22 protein-coding genes are annotated in these 26,572 nt (G+C 47.3%); 9 read left to right on the top strand and 13 right to left on the bottom strand.

All coding sequences use genetic code 11. From position 1 onward, the window contains the following. Positions 1–63: 63 nt before the first annotated feature. Positions 64–1,713 carry a glycoside hydrolase family 28 protein gene (locus LZG74_RS18040; protein ID WP_233797926.1) on the bottom strand — a complete coding sequence of 550 codons (1,650 nt, stop codon included), beginning with the start codon at positions 1,711–1,713 and terminating at the stop codon, positions 64–66. Between the two features lie 357 nt (positions 1,714–2,070). Here LZG74_RS18040 and LZG74_RS18035 point away from each other — a divergent pair, with 357 nt between their 5' ends. The 3 genes from LZG74_RS18035 to LZG74_RS18025 all read left to right on the top strand — a co-directional run bounded on the left by LZG74_RS18035 (position 2,071) and on the right by LZG74_RS18025 (position 4,796). Further along, positions 2,071–2,544 (top strand): GNAT family N-acetyltransferase, encoded by a 474-nt coding sequence (locus tag LZG74_RS18035; RefSeq protein WP_233797925.1) that lies wholly within the window; start codon positions 2,071–2,073, stop codon positions 2,542–2,544. After that, entirely contained in the window at positions 2,544–3,836 is a 1,293-nt protein-coding gene (locus LZG74_RS18030) for an alginate export family protein (RefSeq protein WP_233798816.1), read from the top strand. Before LZG74_RS18035 ends, LZG74_RS18030 begins: the two co-directional genes overlap by 1 nt. A gap of 144 nt (positions 3,837–3,980) precedes the next feature. Continuing rightward, the gene (locus LZG74_RS18025; protein WP_233797924.1) at positions 3,981–4,796 is read left to right on the top strand and encodes a pseudouridylate synthase; all 816 of its coding nucleotides are present in this window, start codon (positions 3,981–3,983) and stop codon (positions 4,794–4,796) included. Here LZG74_RS18025 and LZG74_RS18020 read toward each other — a convergent pair. From LZG74_RS18020 to LZG74_RS17985, 8 genes are all read right to left on the bottom strand, one after another. Then, positions 4,789–6,492 carry an alpha-amylase family protein gene (locus LZG74_RS18020; protein ID WP_233797923.1) on the bottom strand — a complete coding sequence of 568 codons (1,704 nt, stop codon included), beginning with the start codon at positions 6,490–6,492 and terminating at the stop codon, positions 4,789–4,791. The genes LZG74_RS18025 and LZG74_RS18020 overlap by 8 nt on opposite strands. 83 nt (positions 6,493–6,575) lie before the next feature. Then, a complete protein-coding gene (locus tag LZG74_RS18015; protein ID WP_233797922.1) occupies positions 6,576–7,475 on the bottom strand; it encodes a histone deacetylase in 900 nt (299 codons plus the stop codon). Beyond that, positions 7,476–7,994 carry a DUF1810 domain-containing protein gene (locus LZG74_RS18010; protein WP_233797921.1) on the bottom strand — a complete coding sequence of 173 codons (519 nt, stop codon included), beginning with the start codon at positions 7,992–7,994 and terminating at the stop codon, positions 7,476–7,478. Positions 7,995–8,239: 245 nt separating this feature from the next. Continuing rightward, the gene (locus tag LZG74_RS18005) at positions 8,240–8,692 is read right to left on the bottom strand and encodes an RES family NAD+ phosphorylase (RefSeq protein WP_233797920.1); all 453 of its coding nucleotides are present in this window, start codon (positions 8,690–8,692) and stop codon (positions 8,240–8,242) included. A gap of 7 nt (positions 8,693–8,699) precedes the next feature. Then, on the bottom strand, positions 8,700–8,975 hold the full coding sequence (locus LZG74_RS18000) for an MbcA/ParS/Xre antitoxin family protein (protein ID WP_233797919.1): 276 nt from the start codon (positions 8,973–8,975) through the stop codon (positions 8,700–8,702). Positions 8,976–9,207: 232 nt separating this feature from the next. Continuing rightward, complete coding sequence (locus tag LZG74_RS17995) at positions 9,208–11,769, bottom strand: TonB-dependent receptor (protein WP_233797918.1); 2,562 nt, start codon at positions 11,767–11,769, stop codon at positions 9,208–9,210. A gap of 271 nt (positions 11,770–12,040) precedes the next feature. Continuing rightward, on the bottom strand, positions 12,041–13,594 hold the full coding sequence (locus LZG74_RS17990; protein ID WP_233797917.1) for a SusD/RagB family nutrient-binding outer membrane lipoprotein: 1,554 nt from the start codon (positions 13,592–13,594) through the stop codon (positions 12,041–12,043). 23 nt (positions 13,595–13,617) lie between these two features. Next, the gene (locus LZG74_RS17985) at positions 13,618–16,797 is read right to left on the bottom strand and encodes a SusC/RagA family TonB-linked outer membrane protein (RefSeq protein ID WP_233797916.1); all 3,180 of its coding nucleotides are present in this window, start codon (positions 16,795–16,797) and stop codon (positions 13,618–13,620) included. A gap of 290 nt (positions 16,798–17,087) precedes the next feature. On the opposite strand from LZG74_RS17985, the gene LZG74_RS17980 reads away from it, so the two are divergent. Continuing rightward, positions 17,088–17,300, top strand: coding sequence for a sulfatase-like hydrolase/transferase (locus tag LZG74_RS17980; protein ID WP_233797915.1), 213 nt, complete (start codon positions 17,088–17,090; stop codon positions 17,298–17,300). A gap of 46 nt (positions 17,301–17,346) precedes the next feature. After that, positions 17,347–17,664 carry a sulfatase-like hydrolase/transferase gene (locus LZG74_RS17975; RefSeq protein WP_233797914.1) on the top strand — a complete coding sequence of 106 codons (318 nt, stop codon included), beginning with the start codon at positions 17,347–17,349 and terminating at the stop codon, positions 17,662–17,664. Positions 17,665–17,685: 21 nt separating this feature from the next. On the opposite strand, the gene LZG74_RS17970 is transcribed toward LZG74_RS17975, so the two are convergent. Further along, a complete protein-coding gene (locus tag LZG74_RS17970; RefSeq protein WP_233797913.1) occupies positions 17,686–18,180 on the bottom strand; it encodes a PPC domain-containing DNA-binding protein in 495 nt (164 codons plus the stop codon). Between the two features lie 234 nt (positions 18,181–18,414). Here LZG74_RS17970 and LZG74_RS17965 point away from each other — a divergent pair, with 234 nt between their 5' ends. Then, the gene (locus LZG74_RS17965) at positions 18,415–21,570 is read left to right on the top strand and encodes a TonB-dependent receptor (protein WP_233797912.1); all 3,156 of its coding nucleotides are present in this window, start codon (positions 18,415–18,417) and stop codon (positions 21,568–21,570) included. Between the two features lie 58 nt (positions 21,571–21,628). Here LZG74_RS17965 and LZG74_RS17960 read toward each other — a convergent pair whose 3' ends face one another. After that, a complete protein-coding gene (locus LZG74_RS17960; RefSeq protein WP_233797911.1) occupies positions 21,629–22,168 on the bottom strand; it encodes a hypothetical protein in 540 nt (179 codons plus the stop codon). A 367-nt stretch (positions 22,169–22,535) separates the two neighbouring features. Between LZG74_RS17960 and LZG74_RS17955 the strand changes: the two genes are divergently transcribed. Next, positions 22,536–23,501 carry a TIGR03885 family FMN-dependent LLM class oxidoreductase gene (locus LZG74_RS17955; RefSeq protein WP_233797910.1) on the top strand — a complete coding sequence of 322 codons (966 nt, stop codon included), beginning with the start codon at positions 22,536–22,538 and terminating at the stop codon, positions 23,499–23,501. Between the two features lie 121 nt (positions 23,502–23,622). Then, positions 23,623–24,102, top strand: coding sequence for a response regulator (locus LZG74_RS17950; protein WP_233797909.1), 480 nt, complete (start codon positions 23,623–23,625; stop codon positions 24,100–24,102). Here LZG74_RS17950 and LZG74_RS17945 read toward each other — a convergent pair. Both LZG74_RS17945 and LZG74_RS17940 read right to left on the bottom strand, forming a co-directional pair. After that, positions 24,073–25,155 carry a glycosyltransferase family 9 protein gene (locus LZG74_RS17945; RefSeq protein WP_233797908.1) on the bottom strand — a complete coding sequence of 361 codons (1,083 nt, stop codon included), beginning with the start codon at positions 25,153–25,155 and terminating at the stop codon, positions 24,073–24,075. The genes LZG74_RS17950 and LZG74_RS17945 overlap by 30 nt on opposite strands. Further along, on the bottom strand, positions 25,148–25,732 hold the full coding sequence (locus LZG74_RS17940; protein WP_233797907.1) for an HAD-IIIA family hydrolase: 585 nt from the start codon (positions 25,730–25,732) through the stop codon (positions 25,148–25,150). The genes LZG74_RS17945 and LZG74_RS17940 overlap by 8 nt, the downstream gene beginning before the upstream one ends. A 161-nt stretch (positions 25,733–25,893) precedes the next feature. Between LZG74_RS17940 and LZG74_RS17935 the strand changes: the two genes are divergently transcribed. After that, on the top strand, positions 25,894–26,565 hold the full coding sequence (locus tag LZG74_RS17935) for a DUF6766 family protein (protein WP_233797906.1): 672 nt from the start codon (positions 25,894–25,896) through the stop codon (positions 26,563–26,565). Positions 26,566–26,572 lie beyond the last annotated feature (7 nt).

Here is a 26,572-nt window from a genome sequence, read left to right as displayed (position 1 = left end):
TTTTGTAAAAAACGTAAACTAATGGTTTTTAGTTGAAAAAAGACATGGGTTATTTAGAAATTATTACTTTAATGTCAGGCTTTTATCTTGTGCACCGTTACTCAATTCTTTGGTTTTTTGCGCTTTGGAGAAGTCCGTATTATCCATTTTAATGTCCGCACTTCTCTCTCCGTTCACTGAAATGAGAACATCGCTTTTGTCATTATAACTGATCTTGTCAAAACGGATCTGCGTGCCATTTTCAATGAAGATAACCGGCTTGGTATGCTCGGTAATCAGCTTTACATTTTTGAACCGGATCTGATCGCCGTCGGTGAGCTCAATGCCCTTTTCGGCTTTTAAGACCATATTCTCCATAACAATGTTCCGGACAGGCATTTCGGCAAGTCCCCGGATGAACACGCCCTTTGTGGCGCCATTGCAAACAATATTCTCAAAATGCATATCGCGGAAAACCGGCGTTCCTTCGTTCACCACTTCCCGCATGTCACGAGCGCCATCTGTAGCAAATTTCACAAAATAGAACAGATCAAAGAACACCGCTTCCTGCGCAATGTCCTTCATATAAATGTCCTTCGCATAGATTTTCTCGACGACGCCTCCCCGTCCCCGGACGGATTTGAAACGCAGCCCCTTGTCGGTGCCCATGAATGTGCAGTTCTGAACAAAAATATTCCTTGCCCCTCCACTCATTTCGCTGCCTACGACAAAACCTCCGTGCCCGTTGTAAACAATGTTATTTCTGATCAAACCATTTTCGGTAGGCATACCGCGCTTCCTGCCTTCTTCATCTTTGCCCGATTTGATACAAATGGCATCATCGCCAACGTCGAGCGTGCAGCCTTCAATTAAAAAATTTTTGCAAGACTCGATATCCATTCCATCGCCATTATGCGCATATTCCGGATTTTTTACGCGCACGTTTCGGATTGTCAGATCCTCGCACATGAGCGGGTGGATACACCAGGCGGCCGAGTTCTGGAATGTTACACCTTCGAGCAACACGTTTTTGCAATTGTTGAAAACAACGAGGTTAGGCCTCAGGAAATCCTTCATATCAGCAAAATCCACTGGCTTTTTGCCGGCAGTGAGCAACATGCTTTTATTTCCGGTGCTGGCATCCTTAAACTGCTGGCTTGGATACCAGGTTTTGCCATCATCTTTGAGTACGCCTCCTGACGCCACTTTTTCTTTCCATTGGCTTTCGGTCAACTGGCTTTTATGCACCGCGCGCCAGACGTCACCATTGCCATCCACAATGCCCTTGCCCGTAATGGCGACATTTTCGAGGTTGATACCCGAAATGGGCGATTGGTTACGGGCTGCGCTTTTCCCCTCATAAAATCCTTCGGTAAGGGCATATTGCGTTTTATCGGGCGTGAAAAGCAGCGTTGCATTTTCGCTTAAATGCAGGTTAATGTTGCTTTTCATGACGATAGGTCCGGTCATCCAGAGTCCCGCTGGCACCAGCACGACGCCTCCACCTTTTTTGTTCACGGCATCAATGGCTTTATGGATGGCTTCTGTATTCAATGTATGGCCATCCGGTGTTGCGCCGTAGGCTGTAATACGGACCGTATCTTGCTTGAACACAGGCTGCCGGGCTTTCGGCAAGTTTGTCCAGCTATAATTTTCACTGCTCTGGGCGGCAGCGCCTAAGGAGTAAAGCGCCATTAAAGCAATGTTCGCGAATCGTAATTTGAATGTCATCATGTATTTAAGTTGGTATAAATCTGCTGAATATGGTCGCCGGAATATAACTTTTCGACGATCCCATGCGCCTCATAGTTTTAGTGTCAACTTAATTTGACGGCATTTAACATCACGAGCAACGCATTCTCACAATTTTTTTATGCATACGTTACCGGCAACGTTCTCAAAGCGCCGGATACAGGTTGAAATATTCCCTCTTTATACCAAAATCAGCATACATCTCAATTTCTTGCAAAAGCATAATTTGGAATATAACAAGATTATTTTGCCTCAAAACCTATTTGAAGATTTGCCGCGTGAAATAGTTGGGCTTTTCAACTATTTTCGACCTGACTTACATGCTTAACTACCGCAGTAATGACGGGAATGACCATTTACAAGACAGCTGAAACAGATCAGGAGTTTGAACAGGCGAAAGAGCTTTTTGCAGAATATGCCAACTCGCTCGACATTGATCTGTCATTTCAGAATTTCTCCAAAGAACTGGAGTCCATCCGCCAGCAATACGACCGGCCAACCGGCGCTCTTCTGCTCGTTTATAAAGACGACTTGCTGGCCGGGTGTACGGGAATCAGGCGCTTGGACGACGAGACCGCGGAATTGAAACGCATGTATGTCCGCCCGGATTTTCGGGGATTTAATTTTGGCAGATCATTACTCGAAAGCGCAATCCTGTCGGCAAGCAGGCTGGGTTACAAAAAGATCCGGCTCGACACTTTGAGCAGTATGACCAAGGCCAGGAACCTTTACGAATCCTTTGGCTTTCAGGCCATCGAGCCTTATTATTTTAATCCAATTCAAGAAACGATTTATATGGAGCGGGTCATTTGATGTGGCGTGTCTTGCTGCTGGTTTTCGGATGTTGCTGCATCCTGAATTTGCCTGTTTTCTCACAGGATAGCGATTCGGTTAAGAAAGAGCTGATCATTGATTTCGAAGTAAGGCCGCGTGCCGAGTTTCGGGATAATTTCATGCTTACACCCGCTGATTCGGTCATGCCGGAATTGTTCGTCACGCAAAGGAACAGACTAAGTATCAATTACCTGACCAAGCGTTTCAGGTTTCACGCCTCTCCTCAGGAAATTCACGTCTGGGGGAAATCGGGTCAGGTTTCGCGCATTGGCAGCGTTAATGCGTATGAGTTGTATGCCGAAGGGCTTATTAACAAACACATTTCTGTCCGCGTTGGCAGGCAGGCGTTGACTCTGGATAATGGCCGGATCTTCTCGGCAGCGCCATGGAGTCAGCAGGGCCGGGCACATGAGGGCATCCGGTTTTTCTTCAATAAACAGGTGAATACGGATTTGACGATTGCATTCACCCGGCCCTATGGAAGTGCTTTTGATGCGGCCTACTCGCCCGTAGCATCGCATCAGTATAATCTGCTTTTTGTCCATCATCTGAAATACACTTTTAAAAACCATATTACACTGACCACCATTAATACGTTGGAGGATTTTGACAAAAGCAGCAAGCAGCAGCAACATTATCAGCGCATTACAAACGGCGGACGACTGGAATATAGCCAGGGCTGGCTTTACGGAACGGTAAATGCATATTACCAGTATGGCGAAAATGCTGCCGCTAAGAAAATCAGGGCGTATTACATTCAGCCCGAGATTAGCGCTGTCGTGAACAAAGCCACATTACGTCTGGGCGCTGAAATACTCAGTGGCGACGGGAAAACGGTTGCCAAAAACGTTTCTAATTCGTTTGTGCCGCTGTATGGTGTTGCATGGAAATTCATGGGCAATATGAACCTGTTCACCCGGTTTCCCGCCGATCTGAATAATAAAGGGCTGGTTAACCCTTATCTTTTTATTTTATATCAAATCAATAAAAAAATTAGCGTGCGTTCGGATTTTCACCTGTTTTATTCCAAACATCCGCTTAGCGAAAGCAAAAACTTATCCGGCAATTATCTGGGTTTCGAAAAAGACATTTCCATCAATTACAGGCCTGTGAAAAGGTTGGAACTTATTTATGGTCTATCCTCGACCTTTGCTACCGAACGCATGGAACTGCTCAAAAAAGTCCCTGATTCGGGCAAAGTCCCGGTTTGGAGTTATCTGATGATTTCTTACACGCCCCGGCTGCTGCACAGGAAGCAAAGTGCTGACTAGCAAACGTTTCAGAACAGTCAGGAAGCCTGGCCTGGCGCGAGAACAATGTGCTATGAAGGCCATTTCAATCGGAATATGTATTTTTGTTGGCACATACGCCGGTTATTTCCGGCCGCTTTTAATATTCCAGCATCCGCCTGTCTATTGTCAACTTCATTAACCGCCATTTCAGAAGATTATTTCACGCCGTTCGAGCACGCGGAGCGGTATGTGTTACCTGAGAAATTTACATTCCCATTCAACTATAAACCGCATCCATTAAGCTTACTGGCCGTTTCCATGCTGCAATCACATCTGGAAACACAGCAGGAATGGGCACATAATTTCGGCTTGTCTGATGATCCTGAGAATATTATTGGTAAAATGTTCGGCGTGCTGGTGGTGGAAGCAGAGCAGCGTCAGATCGGCTATCTCGCTGCCTTCTCGGGAAAGCTGGCCGGGGGAAATCACCATGCCAAATTCGTCCCTCCTATCTTCGACGGCGTTGCAGAAGGCGGCTTTCTGAATGCAGGCATGACCGAGCTTTCACGCATTAACGAAGCGATTAGAGTGCTGGAATTCGACAAAGGCGAAGCATTTGAAACAAAGGTCCAGAACTTGAAGGCGATTAGGAAAGCTCACTCGCTTTCCTTGCAAAATGCGATTTTCGATCAATACAGCTTCCTAAACCAGGCAGGCACGCGCAAGAGCTTGCGAGACATATTTGCCGATGCTTCCTACAAAAACCCGCCCGCCGGCGCAGGTGAATGTGCTGCTCCTAAATTACTTCAACACGCCTTTCTCAATAAAATGAAACCGCTGGCTATGGCCGAATTCTGGTGGGGAATGTCTCCTAAATCTGCGTTTTGGAAACACGGCCAGTTTTATCCGGCGTGCCAGGAAAAGTGTGCGCCTATCCTTGACCATATGCTGGCAGGCATTGCTATGGAAGCCAATCCCGAGCATTCCGGCGCTATTTAATCCGGAACCATTTGTAGCCGTAGCCATCAAGCTTAATGCTGTATTTCCCATCGGAAGCCTTCTGATCGTCTTCATCAATCAGATCAACCAATAATTTATTTCCGGGAATGTTAATCCTCGACTGTGTCGGCCGGTCGCTGAAATTGTGCAGCACCACCAGCGATTTCCCTTCATGCTCATACTGAATCGCAAAGACAGCGGCTGAACCGGCATCCAGGATTTTATAGGTTCCTAACCCGATTTCCGGGCAGGATTTGCGGAGTTTAATCAATGCCGTCGTCCAGTTCAGCAAGGATGCTGAATCCCGGGTTTGATCTTCAACATTGATTTTCTTATAACCATGATCCCCGAAATCAATCACCGGACGGAAGGCTGTATCGGCTGTTGTGAAGCCAGCATTTTTTTCCGCTGTCCATTGCATAGGCGTGCGCACGGAAATCCGTTCTTTTAAACGAAGGTCGTCGCCCATCCCGAGTTCATCGCCGTAGCGGATCACGGGAGTTCCGGGAAGTGAGAATAACAGGCTGTAAGCCAGCTCCATATGCTTGCGGTTGTTGCCCAGCATGGTTGCCAGCCGCCGCCGGATGCCCCGGTCGTAAAGCTGCATGCTGGTATCCGGGCCGAACCTGGCATAAACTTCCTGTCGCTGTTTATCGGAGAGCCTTCCCAGGTCTACTTCATCGTGATTGCGCAGGAAATGTGCCCATTGCGACGCGTCCGGAATGATCTGCGTTTCGGAAATGGCTTTCTTGAAAGGATCTATGTTGCCGGTAGCAAGCGCATAAAACAAATACTGGTTGGCAAAGAAGTTGAACATCATTTGCATGCCCTCCCCATTTTTTCCAAAGTAATTCTGATTTTCCTCAGGCACAACATTAGCTTCGCCAAGAATGACGACATCAGCTCTGCGCGTTTGTGCAAACTGCCTGATATCCATCAGGAATTTGTAGTCCAGCTTGGGTTTTCCGCTGCCCGTTTTAGGTATCTCAATAATAAATGGCACCGCATCCAGGCGAAAGCCCGAAACGCCCTGACCCAGCCAGTAACCGATGATCTTCTGGCTTTCTTCCACGACGGCGGGATTTGCAAAATTAAGATCGGGCTGAAAAGGGTAAAAACGGTGGTAATAATATTGCCCGGCCAGTGTATCCATATCCCAAACTGCCTTTTGCACGCCTGGAAACACCATTCCTTTGTTATAGTCTTTCGGCAGCTTGTCGGACCAGATGTACCAGTCGTGATACTTAGAATCCTTACTTTTTCGGGCTTGCTGGAACCAGGAATGCTGATCGGATGTGTGGTTGATCACGAGATCGATAATTACCCGTATGCCTCTTTTTTGTGCCTGAAAAACAAATTCGGCAAAGTCACCGCTTGTCCCCAACTTCTCGTCAACACCATAAAAATCAGCTACATCATACCCATCATCCTTGCCCGGCGAAGGCTGAAAAGGTGCCAGCCAGATTATATCCACACCCAATGCACGGATATAGTCCAGCTTCTCGATCAGACCCTGAAAATCGCCGCGGCCATCTCCATCGCTATCCTTAAAAACCCCTACTTCGAGATTATATATAATGCTGTTTTTAAACCAGATGTGGTTTTTCAGATCGACCGGCGCGAGTTTGTCCTGCGCGTGGCCGTATGCAGGCAATACGAGTAAAATGAAAAGCAAAAATTGGTTGAGCTGCTTCATTGAGTGCATTTTATGTTCAAATATTTTTTGTTCCGGTCCGGATCGCGAGCTGTTTAAAAATTGTGCCCGGTAATGATGCTGCCCTAAAATATTTGTCTGGCGACCCGATATGTATTTGCGTGCGCATTCAAAATGGTCCTGAGTTGGGGAGAATAACCGCCGCCCATGCTGCATTGCATGGGAATGCTGTGCTTGTGGGCCAGCTGCATCACCATTTCGTCCCTTAACTGGCACCCCCGCTCCGTGCACGACATCCGCCCGATCTTATCGGTTTGCAGAATGTCAACACCTGCCTGGTAGAAAATAAAGTCGGGCTTTACCTGCTCTATTAGTTTGGGGAGCGTGTTTTCCAATATCTTTAAATAAATATCATCACCGGTTTTATCATCCAGCGGTACATCCAGATCGCTCTTTTCTTTTCTGAAAGGATAGTTATTTTTCCCATGCATGGAAAATGTAAAAACCAGCGGCTGATTTGTGAAAATCTGCGCTGTTCCATTGCCCTGGTGTACATCCAGATCAACAATTAGGACTTGCCTGCACAACTTATGATCAATTAAATACTGGGCCGCAACGGCGTGGTCGTTGATCATGCAAAATCCTTCCCCGAAATCGCGTCCGGCATGGTGGGTGCCGCCTGCAATGTTGAATGCGATCCCTGTTTCCAATGCTTTCAGCGCGCCTTGCACCGTTCCGTTGGTGATCCGCAACTCCCGTTCCGCCAGCACAGCCGACTGCACAAAACCGATACGCCGCATTTCCTGCTTGCTCAGCCTTCCCTGAACGATCCGGTCCGCATAAGTGCGATCGTGGACTGCATAAACCGACTGCATATCAACAGGTTCCGGACTGAAAAAATCCGATTCCACCGCAATGCCTTCGCGCAGTAGCTGCATAGGGAGCAGCTCATATTTATCCATCGGAAAACGATGCCCGTCCGGCACCGGGTATTTATATATAGGGTCAAACGCAATGGGGAACATTCAATGCTGTTTATGGAGGATTTCGATGGTTCTCTGATCCGGCTTACCATCAAAATATTTATCGAGGACAGCCTGGAAAACAGGATCTGCGTCGTCGGTCATACTAAATAAAGTCATACTGGACCGTAACTTCATATCGTCCGGGCTTCCAACGATCTGGTTGGCTGACTTGCCTTCGATAGCCAGGATCGCATTTGAGATCTCAATCAGTCTTTTCCCCAAAACCAGATTTTGCAAGTAACGGTTCGCCTGCCCGATATCCTGAATCGCATAATGCACCGAAGTGCTGCTCATACCCAACCCCTTAATCTGCGGAAAGACATACCATATCCAATGCCCCTGCTTCCGCCCCCGCCGTATCTCCGCCAAAGCCCCAGCATAGTCATGCTCCTGGGCGGTTATGAATTTATCAAGGTCCGTCGCATTCATATTACCAATAGTTGTTGCTATCTGCTTTTGGTTAAAAAAGTCAGTCCAGGTTGTGGTTATAGATTGATATTTTGAGATATAGTTTTTCATCCTTTTTTTGGAATTTCCAGTATAATGTGTTTTGTTTGTATCACGTAGGCCTGGTCAAGCCTCTTTCCTTCGTGGAAACGTAACCAGGTGAGTTTAGGGAGTTCTGTACAGAGCTCCCTTTTTTTGTGTCAAAAAAACAGGCAGTTGATCACGCCAATTGCCTGTTTTTTTGGAGCGTGAATATTCCGCGGATTCCTTTAAAAACAAGCTAGAATACAACGATATAAGTGTGACTTATACTTTTTTTATTGAAACGTTCTCGAATCAAAAATGAAGGGCATTATCTTCTCGATTGTCACTAATGAGGCCAGCTCATGCCGTGGATTTATAATGTAGTTGAATTCGTGCTCGACAATGCTTGAAGGCACTTTCATACATAAGAATTTGCCATCCGCAACCCAGGCTTCGCCAAACTCCTTGGTATACTGCTCATCGTTTTGCCAGCCGGGACGCAAGTCCGGAGCATTGCAGATATTGGATTCGGGGATCCTGATAAAAGCCAGGGCAAATGCATCATTCCTGGGTATAATGTTATTAGGTAAATGCACCCGCACTTCCCAGGCTGCCAGTGCAATACTGCTGGCTGCATACAGAAGCGGTGTGCCCGCGTAATTCCATCGACCGCCCTTCAATCGGGCACCCTCTCCTGATGTGTCTAAAATATATAATGGATTGGCGATCCGGTACACGCTTATCATCCTTCTTCTAAGCCAAAATGCCGTGAAGAATCCTGCCTAAAAGATCGCTGATCTTTTGAATATCGGAAGTGATATATTGTATCGGTGCGGTGCCGGAAAGGCCGGGATTGGGAGAGTCCAGCCATTTAACGAAGTCTTCCCGGTTTTGAAAAATCTTGTCAGCCCCTTCTTTGGTCCACAACTGGCTGATTTCAGATCGGAACTTTTTGGCAGTTGACATTGACCCGGAATTGTAATCTTTGTGAGACAACGGAGTAATTACTTTTTGGCTGACGCTCTTCATATCAATGTAAAATTTATAATGTGTGATCATGCAAGTTAAGATAAAAGAACAAATTCATACACACCAATACAATCTTTTCCCCTTCTGAAATAGACGCGTCCAAGCCCCGCTGCTCTCTTCCAAAATGGCCGTTGGTTTTATATGTTAATACAGAAAAAATAGAATCCATTATACAAAAAGAGAAGCCGCATGAAACGGCTTCTCTTTTACCTTATGAACCCTAACTAACTTATTACAAAGAATATCTCAGCGTTACTCCATAAGTTCTCTGATCACCAACGATCCCGGCGTATTGTCCGTAACTTCCAGGCGCAGCAAGCAATTGTTCGTAGTAATTTTTGTTAAACAAATTGCGTCCCCAAAGGAAGAATGTAATGCCGTTGGAAGCTCTGAAACCCGCTCTTGCGTTTGTCAGACCGTAGCCATCAATGTTCAGATATTGAGATGGGGACGGGCTTGAAGAGAACTCTGAGCGATAATATTCATCCACGCTCAGGAAATAATTACCTTTTAAGCCAATCAACTTTCCCTTCGCAATCACTTCACCACCCACAGAGCCTGACCATTTAGAAATTCCCGGCAGACGTCCGCCCGAAACATCTTTGAAAGCCTGCGGCCCGCCTACTTCTTCCAAAGGAACCGGAGCATTGGTGAATTTCACGTATTTGCCATCTGTATAAGCCACCGCAGCATTCAACGTCAATGCGCCAAAACGAATGTTACCATCCAATTCCGCACCTTGTACACGAACGTTCTCAGCATTGGCCAGGTAACCGCGGTTTACGCCAGGCTCAGGCGTTTGCACCTGTGTCTGAAAATCATCGATGTCGGAGCGGAAGAATGTCAGGTTCAATACCGAGTTGCCTGTTGGCCTTGTTTTGATACCAAATTCTTTGTGCTCGACAAATTCCGGTTTTACTTTCGCCAGATCAAGCAAAACGGCCCCGTTTGCTGTTGGTAACCCACCCACATTCACACCAATTGGCTTAAATCCAACCGAATAGGTGGCATATGCATTGAAACGTGTGCTGGCCCTGTATTGGACCGATAACTGCCCCGAGAAATTGCCCTCAGCATAATCCGTATTGAAAGCCTGGTTGCTGTAAACGCCGTTTTTCAGTTTCAACAATTCCGCATCGGTTGTCTGCAAGCCGCCGTAAGCCACCCTGCTGTAATCCACCACTTTCTTATCATAATTGTAACGAACTCCTGGCAGAATGTGGAACTTGTCGGCCACAGCCCAGTCAGCTTGTGCAAAAACGGCTAAACTTGTGCTTTTGATGCGGTTTGTTGTTCTGATCCCGAAGTTATCGAACAATCCTGGTGTTTGCCATAACGGGCTGGTAGAGCTTTGCGCGAACCTCCATTGTGCAGAACCCGCTTCTTCTGTTTGAACGGGGTCAGAAGTCAAGTCTTGCCAAAGGCCGAATACGCCGATCACACCACTCAGCTTCGGAGAAATTTTTCCTGAATAACGCAGTTCCTGTGACCATTGATCATGTGCGGAGTTACCCGAAGAAATTGTAAATACAGGAAGTCCGATATAGTCGCGGTCATTCAAAGGCGTCCATTTCCAGTAACGCCACGCAGAAGTAGAGGTCAATGTTCCGTTCCCGATTTTGATATCTGCATTCACAGAAACACCACCCAAACGGTTATCTGCTTTGGACGGAGTGTCCAAGTCCAATCTGCGCTCGAAAGCACTTTTGTAAGGAAGCGTGTAGCCCAGATCAGCAATAATGCTGTTAAATTGTCTGTAACCAGCCCTTTTGGTTGTTACAACCCCGGCCACCGGCCAGCCATATCCCGTAGGTTTCTGATCTGAAACATCTCCGATTACCGTAATGTTGACCTTTTCCGAAGGCGTGTATAGCAGCTGCCCTCTTACACCAATGTTGTTGATATCATTGATTGGCAGTTGCGTATGCTCATTGAAAAATGTGCCGTTACGCTGCGTTCCTGTAAAAGACACCCGGGCGGCAAGCTTTTTGCTCAATGGACCCGTTACCGAAGCTTTTGCCTGGATATATCCCAGGTTACCATAGCTTAGTTCGAGGTTGGCACCGGTTGTAAAACTTGCGGCGCGCGTTGTAATGTTAAATGCACCCGCTGTTGTGTTTTTACCAAAAAGCGTTCCTTGTGGTCCGCGCAAAACTTCAACGCGCTCAATGTCAATAAAATCCAATGCGGTTGCCGCCGGACGGGCATAGTAAACGCCATCTACATAAAAACCTACACCGGGGTCAATCCCGTCATTGGTAAGTCCGTAAGTAGAGCCCAATCCACGGATGTTCAAGGTTGTGTTTCTTGCGTTGGAAGCGTAAAGCTGCACGGTAGGCACCAGTTCTTTCAAGCGGTTCACATTAAATGCACCCGCATCCTCAGCCCTGGTTCCGCCAATCACCGAAATAGGGATGGGCACTTCCTGGGCAGATTCCTGACGACGACGGGAGGAAATCACCACATCATCCAGCTGCGTATTATTCACGGCGAGTTTTATCTCGACTTTACTTTCATTGATCAGGACTTCTTTTTTTACATAACCCACATAGGTTACGATTAATGTAAATGGCAGGATCTGGCCGGTAACGAGACTGAATTCACCGTTGGAATCCGTAACACTTCCGTTGGTTGTCCCTTTAATGGTAACTGTGGCGCCGATCAAGGGCTCGTCTGTGCCGGCATCCAGCACTTTCCCGGTTACCGTGGCATTAACGGTGGCATCCTGCGCGAATAAATAGAGGGGAAAAAGCAAGGCAATTGTCAGAATGGCTGACTTAAAACGATTTTTCATGCTTACTGCAATTAGCGGTATAATGGTTGTCTGGATTTAATTGGAGTCAGAAAGTTGAAAAGCAACCTCCTGGTTGTAAAGCAATAATGTACCGCCAACAATAAGAGCCCTTACTTAGGATAACTGAATGCATAAAGGAGTTTGATTAGTTTGGCCACAAATATATAAAAACATAAACTATATAGAGTTAGTAGGTTAGTAAAAAAGTTAAAAAAAAACGCAATAGCGGGCTTGGAAAGCTACCATTACGTCTTTTTAATCCTATTCTTGGTTATTTATTCCACCAAAGTAAGGTGGTAATGTCGTCGTTTCCCTGTGCTTTCACCGCATTCTGGTAGTTGGCGAGGTTCACACTTTGTTCTTTTGGCGGATAATATAAGCGCAATGGAACTCCTTCACCAAACAGCGGCTGAAACTTATAATCCGTCGTCTGGCCATTCGCAGTCCTGCGCCACACCACATCGCCGGATTTTACCAGGAATGTGGGATAGCCCGTGCGGCGGATCTCGCTCCACGCTTCATCGCCCTGGGTGTAAAGTGCCAGGTATTTTTGGTTCAGCACGTTGGCCTTGTCGGCTTTCGGAAGGGCTGCGACATACGTTGTAATGTCCGCCGGAGCAACGCCCCATTTTTGCAGAGAGGCAGTAACGCCGTTGATGTACGCCTGCTGATCCCAGTTTTTATACTCTGAAATCAAGAAAGAAACTTCTGCATATTCCTGCAAAACCTCACCATAATTGGCTGCATTAACTGCCGCTCCCGGAAGACTCACGTCTGTGGCTGTGAGTAAGCCGGCTGCTGCAACCGGCAATCCGTAAGGCTGGCCTACATACTCGCCCGCTGCATTCTTTGTAGCGTAGACTGGCAATCTCGGATCCTGCACTTTTACAGTTCCAAGTTCACCTTTCAGCACATTAATGAGCACGTGCGAAACAGCGAAGTCCTTTCTGTTCGCCGTTACAGTTGCACGGAAAAGCGGCGCCTCGTTGGGGGCCAGTGCCTGATATTTGAAAACCGCATTGTCTGCATTAGATGTGAAAACACCTTTTGCCAGGGCATCCTCAAAGTGTGCATTCGATTCTGCCGGAAGCTTGGTCCTGATCCGGGTGGCAATGCGCAGGCGGAGCGAATTCGCAAATTTTGCCCACAACTCATTTTTGCCTTTGTAAATCACATCATAGTTGCCGAATGTGTTGGCCGCTTTGTATTTGATCAAAGTGTCACCGGCTGCCTTCAACTCATTCAAAATGTCCTGATAAATCTTTTGCTGGCTCGCATAGGCAGGGCTCAGGTTCTCGGGCGTTTGCTGCAAAGCCTGAAACTCGGGGTCCGGATTGCCATACGATTGGTAAGGAACATTCCCGAAAACATCCGTCAAACCTTGAAAGGCATAGGCTTTCAAAATCCGCGCAATGGCGATCTGGTTTGCATTTGTACCCGCCACACCGGCAGCGGCAACATCCTTCTTAGCAGGATCGGAATTCAGGATGATGATCTCGTTCAGATTGTTAAGCGCCTTGTAAGCATTACTCCAATAAGTGTCTGAATAAGAACGCGGAATATCGTAACGCGACTGGTCGCTGTAAATGTTCTGACTGTAATACTGAGCGAACAGCTGCGTGCCGCGCAGGGAGCTGTTTTCGTTCCGAATGTTGTCAATAAGCTGTTTTTCAGCCGATAGCAGGATCGTGGTCGTCGTCGTATTCCCGGGACGGTTGGGATCTTTATTTATTTCCTCAAAATGGCTGTCGCTGCAAGAAGCAAGAAATGCAAGCGCGCCGATGGCAAGAGGAAGAAGGCTTTTTTGATATATGGACTTTTGCATGGTCTTCTCTTTTAAACTTTAAATTAAAACTTCACATTCACGTTCAAGCCGTAAGTAGCAGGCACCGGAATGCTTCCGCCTTCAAGTCCCTGAATGTTCCCGCCGCTGCTTGTGAATTCAGGATCAATGTATTTACTGGCGGTATAAATGTTGGCCAGGTTGCGGCCGTACAGACCGAAATAAATTGATTTCACTGTTTTGTTGGTCAATGGCAGGCTATAACCGAATGTAACTTCTCTCAGCTTTACAAATGTTGCATCGAAGATCGTCTGGGGCGTCGGGCCGCTGTATTCACCACGCGCCCAGGCTTGTGCAGTGATGCGTGTGTCGTTTTGTGTTGTGTTTGTAACTTCGTAGGAGCCGTCTGCATTGTATTTCACTGTTCCTTTCACACCTTCCAGCACCACACCGGTTTCACGCACATTGTTGGCAGCCGTTTTGTCCAGGACGCCGGCATACATACCCACCTTATAGGTTTGCGAGAAGAATTTTCCACCTACGCGGCCATCCACCAGGAAGCCCAGGTTGAAGTTCTTATAGGTAAAGCTGTTCTGGAAACCGAAAAGATATTTTGGTAAAACACTTCCCAGCGGCGTCAGTTGCTGGCCGCGGTCGTAAGTTCCGTCCGCCTTAATGACTTTCTGGCCATCGGATGCGTAAATGAAATCATTTCCCAATATCTGCCCGTAAGGCTGCCCTTCCCGTGCAACCAATGTTACCAGGCTGTTGGCTAGCTGGAATGTGTTTACACCCGGCGCAAGCGAAATCACCTTATTGCGGTTGCGCGACCAGTTCAGGCTCGAATTCCATTCAAAACCGTTCTGCCGGATCGGCGTGCCGGTTAATGTTACTTCCACCCCTTTGTTATTGATCTTACCTGCATTAATCACCTTGGAATCATATCCAAATGCCGAAGAAACGGGAATGTTAATGATCTGGTTGCGGCTGACATTATCATAATAAGTCACGTCCAATCCTACCCTGTTCTTAAATGCCTGAACGCTCAGACCGGTTTCCCAGGAGCTTGTGATCTCAGGTTTCAAAGCTTGGTTGTTGAGCTGTGTAGGCAGTTTGTAAGAAGCCAATCCGTCAAATGACTGCGAAGCTTCATAGGCACGCTGCAACTGGTATGGGTCCGTGTCATTACCCACCTGCGCCCAGCCCAGACGAACTTTCGCAAAGTCAAGCCAAGTCCAATCTTCGATCCCGTTCAGCTCGCTGAGGATCAAACTGGTTGTTAATGAAGGATATGCAAAGGAATTTCTGGCAACCGGCAATGTAGACGACCAGTCGTTACGCAATGTTCCGTCTACAAAAAGTAAACTTTTCCAACCCAGGGAGAAACTCGCAAAAAGTGAGTTGATCTGCTTGCGGTAAGCATTGGAATTCACCAGAACAGAGCTTGCATTTTTAAGGTTGTAATATTCAGGAATGATTAATCCACCTTGTGTTACAGCGTCGCTCACTCGGCGTTTCTGGCTCATAATGTTACCTCCCGCGTTCACATTCAGTGAGATATCACCCCAGCTTTTGTTAGCCGAAGCTAGCAGCTCATAGTTGAACTCGCTGAAATTATTGATATACTCCTGGTATTGCGACTGCGTCCGCGAATACACTGCAATGCGGTCCTGATATTGATAATTGTAAACATCCGCATTTACTTTTCCGCTCACTTTCAGCCAGCTGTTCACGTCGTAAACCAAGCCAACGTTACCATAGAAACGGTCGCGGTTTTCGTCCAGGTAACTTTCGTATGCCGACCAGTAAGGGTTATCGATGAACTTGGCAGCCTCTCCCGCAGGCGTGTTCTGATAGCCGCTACGGTTCCATAAAATCTGCGTTCCGTCGGCCCTCTTATAGTTTTTCAGCTTTTCGTAATCCACCTGCACAGCGCCCCACTGGAATGCTTCCAGGATAATGTTCCTATTCGTAGCACCCGTCCATGGCCGGCCCGTCGACTGGTTTTTGATATAGTTAAAATTGTTGTAAACCTTCAACTTACCCAGTTGCGTCGATCCTGAAAAGTTGATCGAATTTCTTTTCAACGACGAATTCGGCACCGTTCCCTTTACATTTTTATTGGTATAGGAAAGCCTGTAAGTCGAGTTCGCATTGCCACCGCTTACGGAAAGGCTGTTGGTATTGGCAACTCCCGTTTCAAAGAATGTATGGACGTCGTTTTTAGGATAACTCCATGGTTGCGGGTTCAGGTAATCCGCCGTATTTTCAGGATCAAGGTTATACCAATGCAGCACGGGCGTTCCGTCCAGCTTCGGCCCCCAGCTTTCGTCTACGGCATATTCTGCAATGTTGTAATCTTTGCCGCCAATGTTCGCCTGCTGAAATGTGCTTGAAAAACCGCCGCCATATAATTTCTGACGCTTGGGCAACCGCACGATCTGCTCAAATTCGATGCCCGTGTTCAGCGTAATGTTAACCTTACTGTTTTCTTTTCCTTTTTTGGTTGTGATCAAAATGACCCCGTTCGCCGCCCTGGTTCCATAAAGAGCCGCCGCCGAAGGTCCTTTCAGCACCGAAATGTTCTCGATATCATCCGGGTTAAGGTCCTGGATCATGTTTCCCACGTCCTTTCCGCCGCTTCCAGAGCTGGTAGCCGCACTGTTCAGGTCCGCATTGTCGATTGGCGTTCCGTCGATCACATATAATGGCTGGTTATTTCCAGAAATAGAATTAACCCCCCGCAAAAGCACACGAGACGAACCGCCCATGTTACCACCCGAGGTAACAACCTGCAAGCCAGCCACTTTACCGGAAAGCGCGCTCAATGCATTGGTAGGACGCGTTTGCAACGCCTCACCTTTAACTTCCTGGACGGCATAACCCAATGCCCGCTTCTCCCGCGAGATCCCGAGTGCTGTCACCACCACTTCGTTCAGGATCCGGGTGTCGGCTTTCAATGCAACGGCAATTTTATCGCCATTGCCAATCGCCACATCCTGGGCCAGGTAACCGATAAAAGAAACGACGAGGATAGCCGCATCATCGTTGACGCTTAAACTGAAAGCACCGTCTGCATCGGAAAGCGTTCCCGACGAGGTTCCTTTTACCGCCACCGATGCACCGGGAAGCGGCGAGCCGTCATTGGCATCCGTGATGATACCGCTTATGACCCTTTGCTGGGCAATGACAGATCCCGTCGCGAGAAACGTCAGGAATAATAGATATAGAAATCTTGTTTTCATGAATTGTATTTTAGTAAGATGAGTAATGTTAAGTTCAACGCACCAGGCGTTCACAATTCCTGCACAAATTTATTAAAAAGGGATTAAATATCTAATCTCTATCGAATTTATAGAATAATAATTTTATTTGTCTTATTCATTGATTGTCCCCGTCGATAACGAGGACAATATTGTATTGGAATTGTACAGGATCTATGCAAATCGGCGGCAGATCTATTTCGGTGAATTGACTTTTCGCCAATGATTTCCCAGCTTTGAAGCTTGTGCGAAAACCAAACCTTTATTATCCGATGAAAGGAATAAATCTGCTTAAAGTTGTAGCAGCACCACTTTGGCTTATATTTCAATGTTTGCCGGTTTTGGCGCAACCTCAGCATGCAGAAAAAGGAAAGTCGCGGCCTAACGTGATTATTATTTTGACCGACGATATGGGCGTCGGCGATATTGGCGCGTTCGGCGGCAGCATGGTTCCTACACCTTATATCGATAAACTTGCAGTCTAAGAGATGGAACCGCACCGCATACTTCATTGATAAAACATTGGATTTCATGAGTCGGCACCGAGACCAGCCCTGCTTTGTAAATCTCTGGCCCGACGATGTACACACGCCCTGGGTCCCGGAGCCGGGAGTAGGCGAAGAAACATTGAAACCTCAGTCAGAAGCCGCATTCAAACGCATGCTCAAAGAATATGACATCCAGATCGGCCGCCTCATCGACGGCCTGAAAGCGCGCGGACTCTTTGAAAACACTATTATCATCTTCACCAGCGACAACGGCATCCAGCAATATCAAGAAGCGGGACGAATTAACCAGGAAGTTACTGGCTTGGTGGAACGCGCTGCCGCGGTTGGGAAAATAACTTAATGAAGACGTGTAGGACAAACCTCACTCCAAACGAAGCACATTCGCCCCCAGCGGCTGTTCGGTGACGCGTTCCAGTCTTTTGTCATTGACGGTGATGATGATCTCGACGGAGCCGGTGCTAACTGTGGCGCCGAGCATATGGCCACCATGAGCGGTGAAGTCTTTTCCAGTGACGGTTCCGTGACAATGCAGGGACGGCTTTCCTTCTTTCCAGGCGAGGGAGCCGCTCATGGAGGCAAGCTCCACATCTTTGAATTCCTTTGGATCGTACTCCTTCGTATCAAAGTTGAAGAAACCGAATTTCACATTTACGAAACCCATTCCGCTCAGGTTTGCAGAAGGGACTTTTTCTTTCTCGGCTAGCTTTTCCAATTCAGCAAAAACATCATCCCCCTGCCGAAGGACCATTAGAAAGCCAGCTGGCACTTTCACGTATCTAGGAATTTCCTGGGCATGTGAATTGGTTTTTAAAACAGAAAAAAAGAGCAGCAGCGAAAGAAACGTTATGATCTGCATAGCTGAGATATCGGTTGGTTGAATACGTCCCGCCATCAAATAACTGTGCCGCAAACCGGCGTGAAACTATTATTTCCCACATTCATCGCGCCACCCAGAAGGTTAATTATTGGTTAATCCACCCTTAACACAGCCTTAACATTGCCTGTCTACTTTTGCGGGCGTTAAACCTCCCTGCCCTGACGAGGCGAATTTTATCCAATCACAACTATTACTCAATTAACTCACCAAAAAATGAATCGATTAATTACCGGACTTATTGTGGCATTCGCAATGATCTTCTGTTCGGCCGGCCTTTATGCGCAGGGGAACGAAGCAACCATCATTGGGAAAGTCTCTGAAGTGAATGCTGGCCCGATCCCGGGCGCGACCGTTCTGGTCAGAAATGAATCTACCGGCTTCCAGGCGGGTACGGTTACGGATATGAATGGCGACTACATTATCAAGCAATTACCGCTTGGCTCACCTTACTCCATCACCGTTTCTTTTATTGGTTTTGGAGAACAAAAGAAAACGGGATACGCACTCAACCAGGGCGATCAGCTGAGACTGAACTTCGCCATGGAAAGCAGCGCTAACGAATTGCAAGCCGTTGATATCAAGGCCAATTCGCTGAAAAACACCGTAGTAACGTTAGGTGCCTCTACACCGATCACGGCAAAGGACATTGCCAAACTACCTGTAAACGGCCGTAACTTTACTTCGCTCATCGACCTTTCTCCATTGAGCAACGGAAGCAGCCTGGGCGGACAACTTGCCTCTTCTACCAACTATACATTGGATGGTATGACATCCCGCGGGACCATTGCGGGAGGCGCAACACAGGGCGCTTACTCGATTTCTATGGAAGCGATCCGTGAATTCAAGGTGGTAACGAATGAATATGACGTAACAATGGGCCGTTCAGGTGGTGGTACAATCAGTACTGTGACCAAGTCAGGAACGAACAAGCTTTCGGGAAGTGCATTTACATTCATGCGTACCGACTGGCTTTCAAGCGGTTATGATTTGAGAGGAAACAAGAGAGTGCAGGATTTCTCTACATATCAATATGGTGCCTCTTTGGGAGGAGCGATCAAAAAAGACAAAGCTCATTTCTTCGTAGCATGGGATCACCAGGCTGACTCACGTCCTTTATACATTGCCAACATTCAGTCTCCGGCGGATGAAGCGGCAAATAAGGTGACGCAGGCAACCCTCGACCAGTTCTCGGCTATTGCCAGAGACAAATATGGTGTTTCGAACAACCCGCAGTTTGGTGCATTTGGAAAGAAAAAAGGAACGGACGCTATCTTCGCAAAAATCGACTGGCAGCTGAATTCGAAAAACCTTTTGACTTTGCGTAACAACATGGTGATCGAAAACGATGCGCTTTCAGAAGGTGACAACAGCGGTATCAATGCTTATGAATCCTACATCGACCGTAAAAGATTTGACAACAGCATTATGGCGTCATTGCGGACGATTGTGAATCCGAAAATCACCAATGAGCTGAAATTGCAGCATTTTTATGAAGATCAGGCTATCATTCCAAGCTCTGAACTTCCTTCGGACGGGATTCCCCGTGCGATCGTTGAAAACGTTCAGTCTGTTGCAGGATCCAGCACTTACAACACTTCTATCCAGATCGGTGGTCAGCGTTTCTCACCTGAATGGTTTAAAGGAACGGTGGTTCAGTTGGTGGATAACTTCTATTACAGCACAGGTAAGATCAACTTTACATTCGGCCTTGACCTGATGTACAACCGCATGAAATCGCGTTACGGAAGCGAGATGAACGGCCGTTTTTACTTCACAGGTCTTGAAAATTTTGCCAACCAGACTCCTTACCGCTATGCAAGGGAAATCAACTTACTGGACGATCCTAGCAATGTTGTTAATTCTTTGAGCACAGGTGTTTATGCACAAATGGATACAAAGCTGGCGCTTGGTCTTGAAATGATGGCCGGTCTGCGTCTGGATAACACACAATATCTGAACAAAGCGAATTTCAGCCAGGTGGTTTTTGACGAGCTGAGATTGCGCACGGATAATGTGATCAACACCACGCAATTGCAGCCACGTGTACAATTTACATGGGACGTAAATGAGCAAAGCAAGGATATCGTTCGTTTCGGTGCGGGTGTTTTTGGTTCGGCTTTGAACCCTTACTCGATGATCAACAATATGTTGTTTGACGGAACAAGGGTTGCTTCGGTCGAAATCCAGGGTGACCTGGTTCCAAAACCAAACTTCCCGGGCTACCGTGCAGATCCTTCAACGGCGCCAGGTGCAGAGCTTTTCAATATTCAAGGCATCGAGAGACTGGTGACAATCAACACGAACAGCAAGGACGCAAAAATCCCGGTTGTATATAAGACTAACTTCTCTTACAACCACTTTTTCAGCGATCGTCTGCGTGTAGGTGTGAGCGGGTATGCATCATGGGCGCGCAACAACTATATGTATGTAGACCGCAACATGGTGGAAGATCCTTTCTTCCGCATCGCAGCAGAAGCTAACCGTGGCGTATATGTGCCTGCCAATACGATTACTGAAAAAAATGGAGCTACCAACTGGCTGAACAGCCGCAAGACCAAAAACGTAGGTCGCGTGCTTGAATTGAACAGCGAAGGCAAGAAAAACCAGTATGCAGTTGTTATCGACGGAACTTACAGATATTTCAAAGACGGTCAGATCACTGCTTCTTACACATGGAATGACTCGAAAGACAACACTTCTTACAACGGAAACGTGGCCAACACAGCAACACTGGATTTGATGGTTGCCGATGATCCACGTGATTTGAGCAAAATGGCTTATGCCAACAACCAGTTCCGCAGCAAAATCGTATTCTACGGAACAGCGCCGAGCATTTATGGTGTAACAATCGGTTTGCGTTACTCTGGAATCGGTGGAACGCGTTACTCGATGGCAGTAAGCGGTAACATGAATGGTGACTTCGTATCATCCAACGACCTGGCTTACATTTATAATCCTAACAGTCCTGAAACGCCGGAATACATCCGCAAAGGAATCCAGACAATCCTTGACAACCCGGACGCAGAGCAGAGCATTAAGGATTATATCAAAAGGGATATGGGCAAAATGGCCGAGCGTAATGGTGGTATCAATGATTTCTATGGCGTGTTCGACTTGCGTCTTGCCAAACGTTTCAAACTTTTCGGTGACCACGGATTGGAAGCGTCTGTTGATATTTTCAACGTAGCCAACCTATTGAACCACGACTGGGGTGTAGGCAAAAACCTGGGTAAGCAAAATCTTTACTCAATCAAAAGCTTCGACCGCGCAAAAGAGCAGTTCGTATACAACATCGGAGCCGGAACAGGAGTATCCAGCCTGAACGGTAACCCCTACCAGATCCAGCTTGGGTTGAGATATGGGTTTTAATGTAAGATAAATGTTAATGTTAAATGCCCTGTCAGCCTGAGCTGACAGGGCTTTCCCCTTACTTAAACATCTTAGTCAGATCATTCAGATCAACATCTCCGTCTCCATCCTTATCGAGGCCTAGCTTGGCGCCCATGCTGCCCAGGTTTCCGCCTAAGCCGCCGCTGGATGATGTGGTGGTTCCGCCCATGCCTCCGCCGAATTTTCCGCCGGTGAGTGAGCCCAGAAGTCCGCCTAAGTCGAATCCGCCTGCTCCGCCCTGGCCGCCTCTGTTGGCCATTTTGGCAAGAACAACAGGAATGATTGCGGCGGCAATCGATGCCGCTGTGCTTCCGTTGATGCCGAACTTCTGCATGATATTACCGGAAAAATTATTTGTCATCTGCTGCACGGCCGGGTTGCTTTCCGCCTGCCCGCTTCGCACGGATTCGAACAGACTATTTACCTGATCCGGCTCCTTTATGTTACTCAAACCATCCACTATGGACGTCTGTGCCTCTTGCATTACGGCTTCGTTGTGCTCGTTGGGCACTTCGTTATTTTCAACAACCGCCTGTTGTCCGTTTTGTTTTATCAGATTCAGCAATTCATCAAACATAGTTTCTCAGTTTAAGATTTGAATTTTTGAATGTTAAACAAACCATGCCAATTCCACGCTGTTGATCTGCTTATCCATATGAGACTTGCGAGGTGCTGTCCGATGCGCCTAACAGTTTGTGCAAAGCCGTTGTCAGTCGCTGGTAGGAACTGTGGCCTGCGAATTTTAAGCCTTTTCCGGCTAATGTCAAGGTAATGGTCGGAAATGAACCGATGCGGTTATGGTGAAGGCACATTTAATGCAATTTTCGCGCCGCCAGTTAAAAATCCCACCCAGAGGCTTACTCCCAAAAGTTGTGGAACGATTTTTAATTGCAACTTTTCCGCATTGACGAAAATGCAAGACCAAATCAAAAATATCGACCGGCATGAAAGATATACAAATAGGTTACCACGCTTCCCACGAACAATTCAGACCCAGTCAGCTTACCGAGTTTGTGCAGCTGGCGCAAGCCGCAGGATTTACAACGGCGCTTAGTTCCGACCATTTTTACCCATGGAGCGAAGCCCAGGGTGAAAGCGGATTTGCATGGAGCTGGCTGGGAGCTGCAATGCAGGCGACCAATCTTAGTTTCGGGATTGTTAACGCGCCCGGGCAGCGTTATCACCCTGCCATTATTGCGCAAGCGGTGGCTACCCTTTGCGAAATGTTCCCGCGCCGGTTTTGGATCGCGACGGGGAGCGGCCAGTTTTTAAATGAACATATCAATGGCGAAAAGTGGCCTTCCAAAATGGAACGCAATCAGCGCCTGAAAGAGTCTGTGGACATTATGCGTGCCTTGTGGGCCGGCGAAACCGTTACAAATAACGGGTTGATTAATGTATACGACGCAAAACTTTATACGTTACCGGGATACATGCCAGATGTAATCGGCGCCGCAATTACTGAGCAAACGGCTGAATGGGTCGGCGGATGGGCGGATGGCATGATCACAACATCGCGCCCGCCCGCGGAGCTGGCCCGAATGGTAGAAGCATTTCACCGTGGAGGCGGGGAAGGCAAACCTGTTTACCTGAAAGTGCAGCTGTCCTATGATGTTACCCTTGAAAGGGCATTGTTAGGCGCGCACCAGCAATGGCGTAACAATGTCTTCCCATCCTCGCTCCTGGCTGACATCCGTTCCCCGGCAGGTTTCGATTCTACGGGCTTAATGGTCCGGCCGGAGGATATGATGCAGGCAGTAAGGGTGTCGGACAGTCTCGACCAGCACACGGAATGGCTTTCGCAGGACATTGCGGCAGGAGTTACGCACCTTTACCTGCATAATGTAAATCTGGAACAAAAGCTTTTTATAGAGAAATTCGGAAAAAATGTCATTCCGCACCTTGTCTGACAGTTCTGTTCCTCACTGAAAAATGCAGCCCGGCGATCCAGGAGTCCGGGCATACTTTTAATGGAATTTGCATAATACTTCTTGGCAATACATTAAAACAATAACCAGGGGAATCATTAGTATGGACACCGAATTATTTATAGTAGACGATAACCCGGATTTACATTTTTTGCTTTATAATATTTTCAAACAGTTTGATAAATCGTATCGTGTAAAGTTTTTCGAAGATGGCCGGTCCCTGTACCGCCATCTCGATGCTTTATCGCAGCGGCATGATAATCACCTGTTTCCCGGGCTTATCATTCTCGATCTAAATATGCCGGGTATGAGCGGAATGCAGCTTCTTACGCTGCTCAAACAGCCGTCCAAGCCGGAGCACGTTCATCTCAAAGACATTCCTGTGGTAGTAATGAGCAGCGATAACTCGGAAGAAAAGATCATACAATGTTACAAGCGCGGCGCGGATGCTTATGTGATCAAACCGATTGAACACGAGCTAATGAAGTCGACATTGCATTCTGTATGCAAGTTTTTTCTGAGAACGGTGGATCGAAATAACCAGTTAAGCATTTCACACTCTGATGTCACTTTCAGGGATTAAGGTTTCGAGCGCAGATAAAATCATTTCCGGCGTGGGATAAGGAATGTGTTCGGTGTATAGTTTTTTTGAAACATATTGAATGACGGTGTTACGGCTTTGCAAATGGGCGGGAACCGAAAACGGTAAGATCCGGTAATCCGACTTCCACGGCGTGTGCTGCGGGTTGGTTTCCGCATACAAAACAACCTGAGGCGTTTGCATTGCCGCTGCTATGTGGATTGTGGCAGTATTAACCGAAACGACGCAAGTCGCCTGCCCAATAAACGCTGCAAATTCCCCTATTGAAAGCATTCCCGCAACCGACACTGCCGGTTTCCCGATTCCCAGGCTGATCATTTCGGCCGGTTCCCGCTCAGCAGCAGATCCGGTTATGAAGATCTGCAAACCATATTTTTCCGCAATCTGCTTTCCCGCTTCTATCCAGTATTCTGTCGGGTATTCTCTTTTCGCTTCGGACACACCCGGATGCAGTATCATGTATGGCCGCTCCAAGGAACTGGTCACAATAGAAAGTTTACGAAATAAGGAAGCCCGATTCAAAGGTTCGATCCCGAGTAAAAGGCGGTCGTCCGCGGTAACGGCTCCCAATTGAGCAACCAGTTCAAGATCACGCTTAACCTGATGGGATATTTGCTGATAGGGCTCCGGATCTGGGAGCCAGTGTGTGAGCAGTTGATAAGGATTTTCCCGCGCATAAGCCAGGCGTACAGGGATATCGGCCATATACACGAGCATAGCGGCTGGCAGAGCACTTTGACTGTAAACGGTAAAAATGATAGCTGCATCAAAATTCCTGCTTTTTAACTCCTCAATTCCTGCAGCCAATGCACCGCTGCTGCTGCCCGCACTCTGCACCCAGGGCAGGTCGGATACGATCAGGTCATCGATGCAATCCAAATAAGGCCCGATGAGCGAGCCCGCTTTTGAGGTGAGCAGGGTTATGCGGCTTCCGAATGTCTCTTTCAATGCGCGAATGGCGGGTGCGGTCATGATGACGTCGCCCATATTGTCGGCCCGGATGCAGAGTATGTTTTCAAGTGTTTGCTCAGGCATGGGCAATGGTGTTTTCGTTTGCAATAATGTGGCTTGCAGCGTCCAGGAAGAAAGGTGTCGTGTAATCGGGCTCCCGGAAAGGGCCTTTCAGCCATTCCGTTTCATTTCCGTTATTGATTAAAATGCTTCGGCAACCAGCACGGTTACCCGCCTCTGCATCATTGAGAATGTCCCCAATCATCCAGGATCGCGCCAGGTCAATGTTCAAGTTTTCTGCTGCTTGAAATAATAACCCAGGCTGCGGCTTGCGGCATGTACAGGTTTCACTGCCTTCTGACGGTGCATGCGGACAATAGTAAAATCCAGAAAGTGCAAGCCCGTTCTGCTCGAAAATGAAATTGAAATGGTCGATCAGCTCGTGCAATTTACTTAGGGAAAACTTTTGTAAGGCAAGCCCGGATTGATTGGAAATGATCACAAGTTTGAATCCCTCTTCCTGCAACGCACCAAGGCCTTCAAAAACTCCCGATTCGAATGTTACTAGTGCAGGATCAACATTATAGGGAACGTCTTTTACAAGCGTCCCGTCTTTGTCCAGGAAAATGGCTTTGGCGGGAGGGGTTTTCGAATACTGCATGCATTATATTGGTTATAAGACCGCTTTTAGTAAAAAACAGTGCCACTGTGCCGGCTTTTCCAAAGCGCTGTTCAAAACTTGCAGAAGCACTGGCAAACTTTTTGATATGCCGCTATTTTACGAACGTAATAAGAACATAACCTTTCATATACCAAACACAAATGGGCCAGGCCAACAAGCAGCATTCATTTTTATACAGAAACGGCTTAGGCCTTCTTTTTGTGGCTCTTTTTATTATAACGCTCGGTGCGCAGGCTGTAACAGGCTGGCACGAACACAACTCAGAGCTTGAACAGGAACAGGCAGCGGCAATCACCTTCCTCAGTTATCTTCAGACCGGGCATTTTATTTCTGCAACTTTCGAAAATTTTGAAAGTGAGTTTTTGCAAATGGCCCTTTACGTAATACTTACGGTAGGACTTCGCCAGCAAGGTTCCGCAGAATCAAAATCCCTTGATGAGCCGGAAGAAGTGGATCGCGAGCCTAAGCCGGGACCGGATGCGCCCTGGCCGGTCCGAAAAGGCGGATTTATATTGAAGCTTTATGAAAATTCATTGTCCCTGGTGTTCGGGATCCTCTTTATCATCAGTTGGGGGCTGCACTTGTATGGAAGCTGGGTGGACCATAATGAGCAGCAGGTTTTACTTGGGAAGGCAAAAGATTCAATTGGTGATTATCTGCTGCAAGCCAACTTTTGGTTCGAAACATTCCAAAACTGGCAGAGCGAATTCCTATCCATAGCCAGCATTGTAATATTGACTATTTTCCTGCGCCAGAAAGGCTCCCCGGAATCAAAACCGGTGGATGCACCAAATTCTGAGACCGGGAAGTAAAGTTTAA

This window comes from Dyadobacter sp. CY327 (assembly GCF_021390415.1).
Lineage (GTDB): Bacteria > Bacteroidota > Bacteroidia > Cytophagales > Spirosomataceae > Dyadobacter > Dyadobacter chenhuakuii.
The sequence above is the reverse complement of the archived record's forward strand: the minus strand, read 5'-3'. Positions and strand labels throughout refer to the sequence as shown.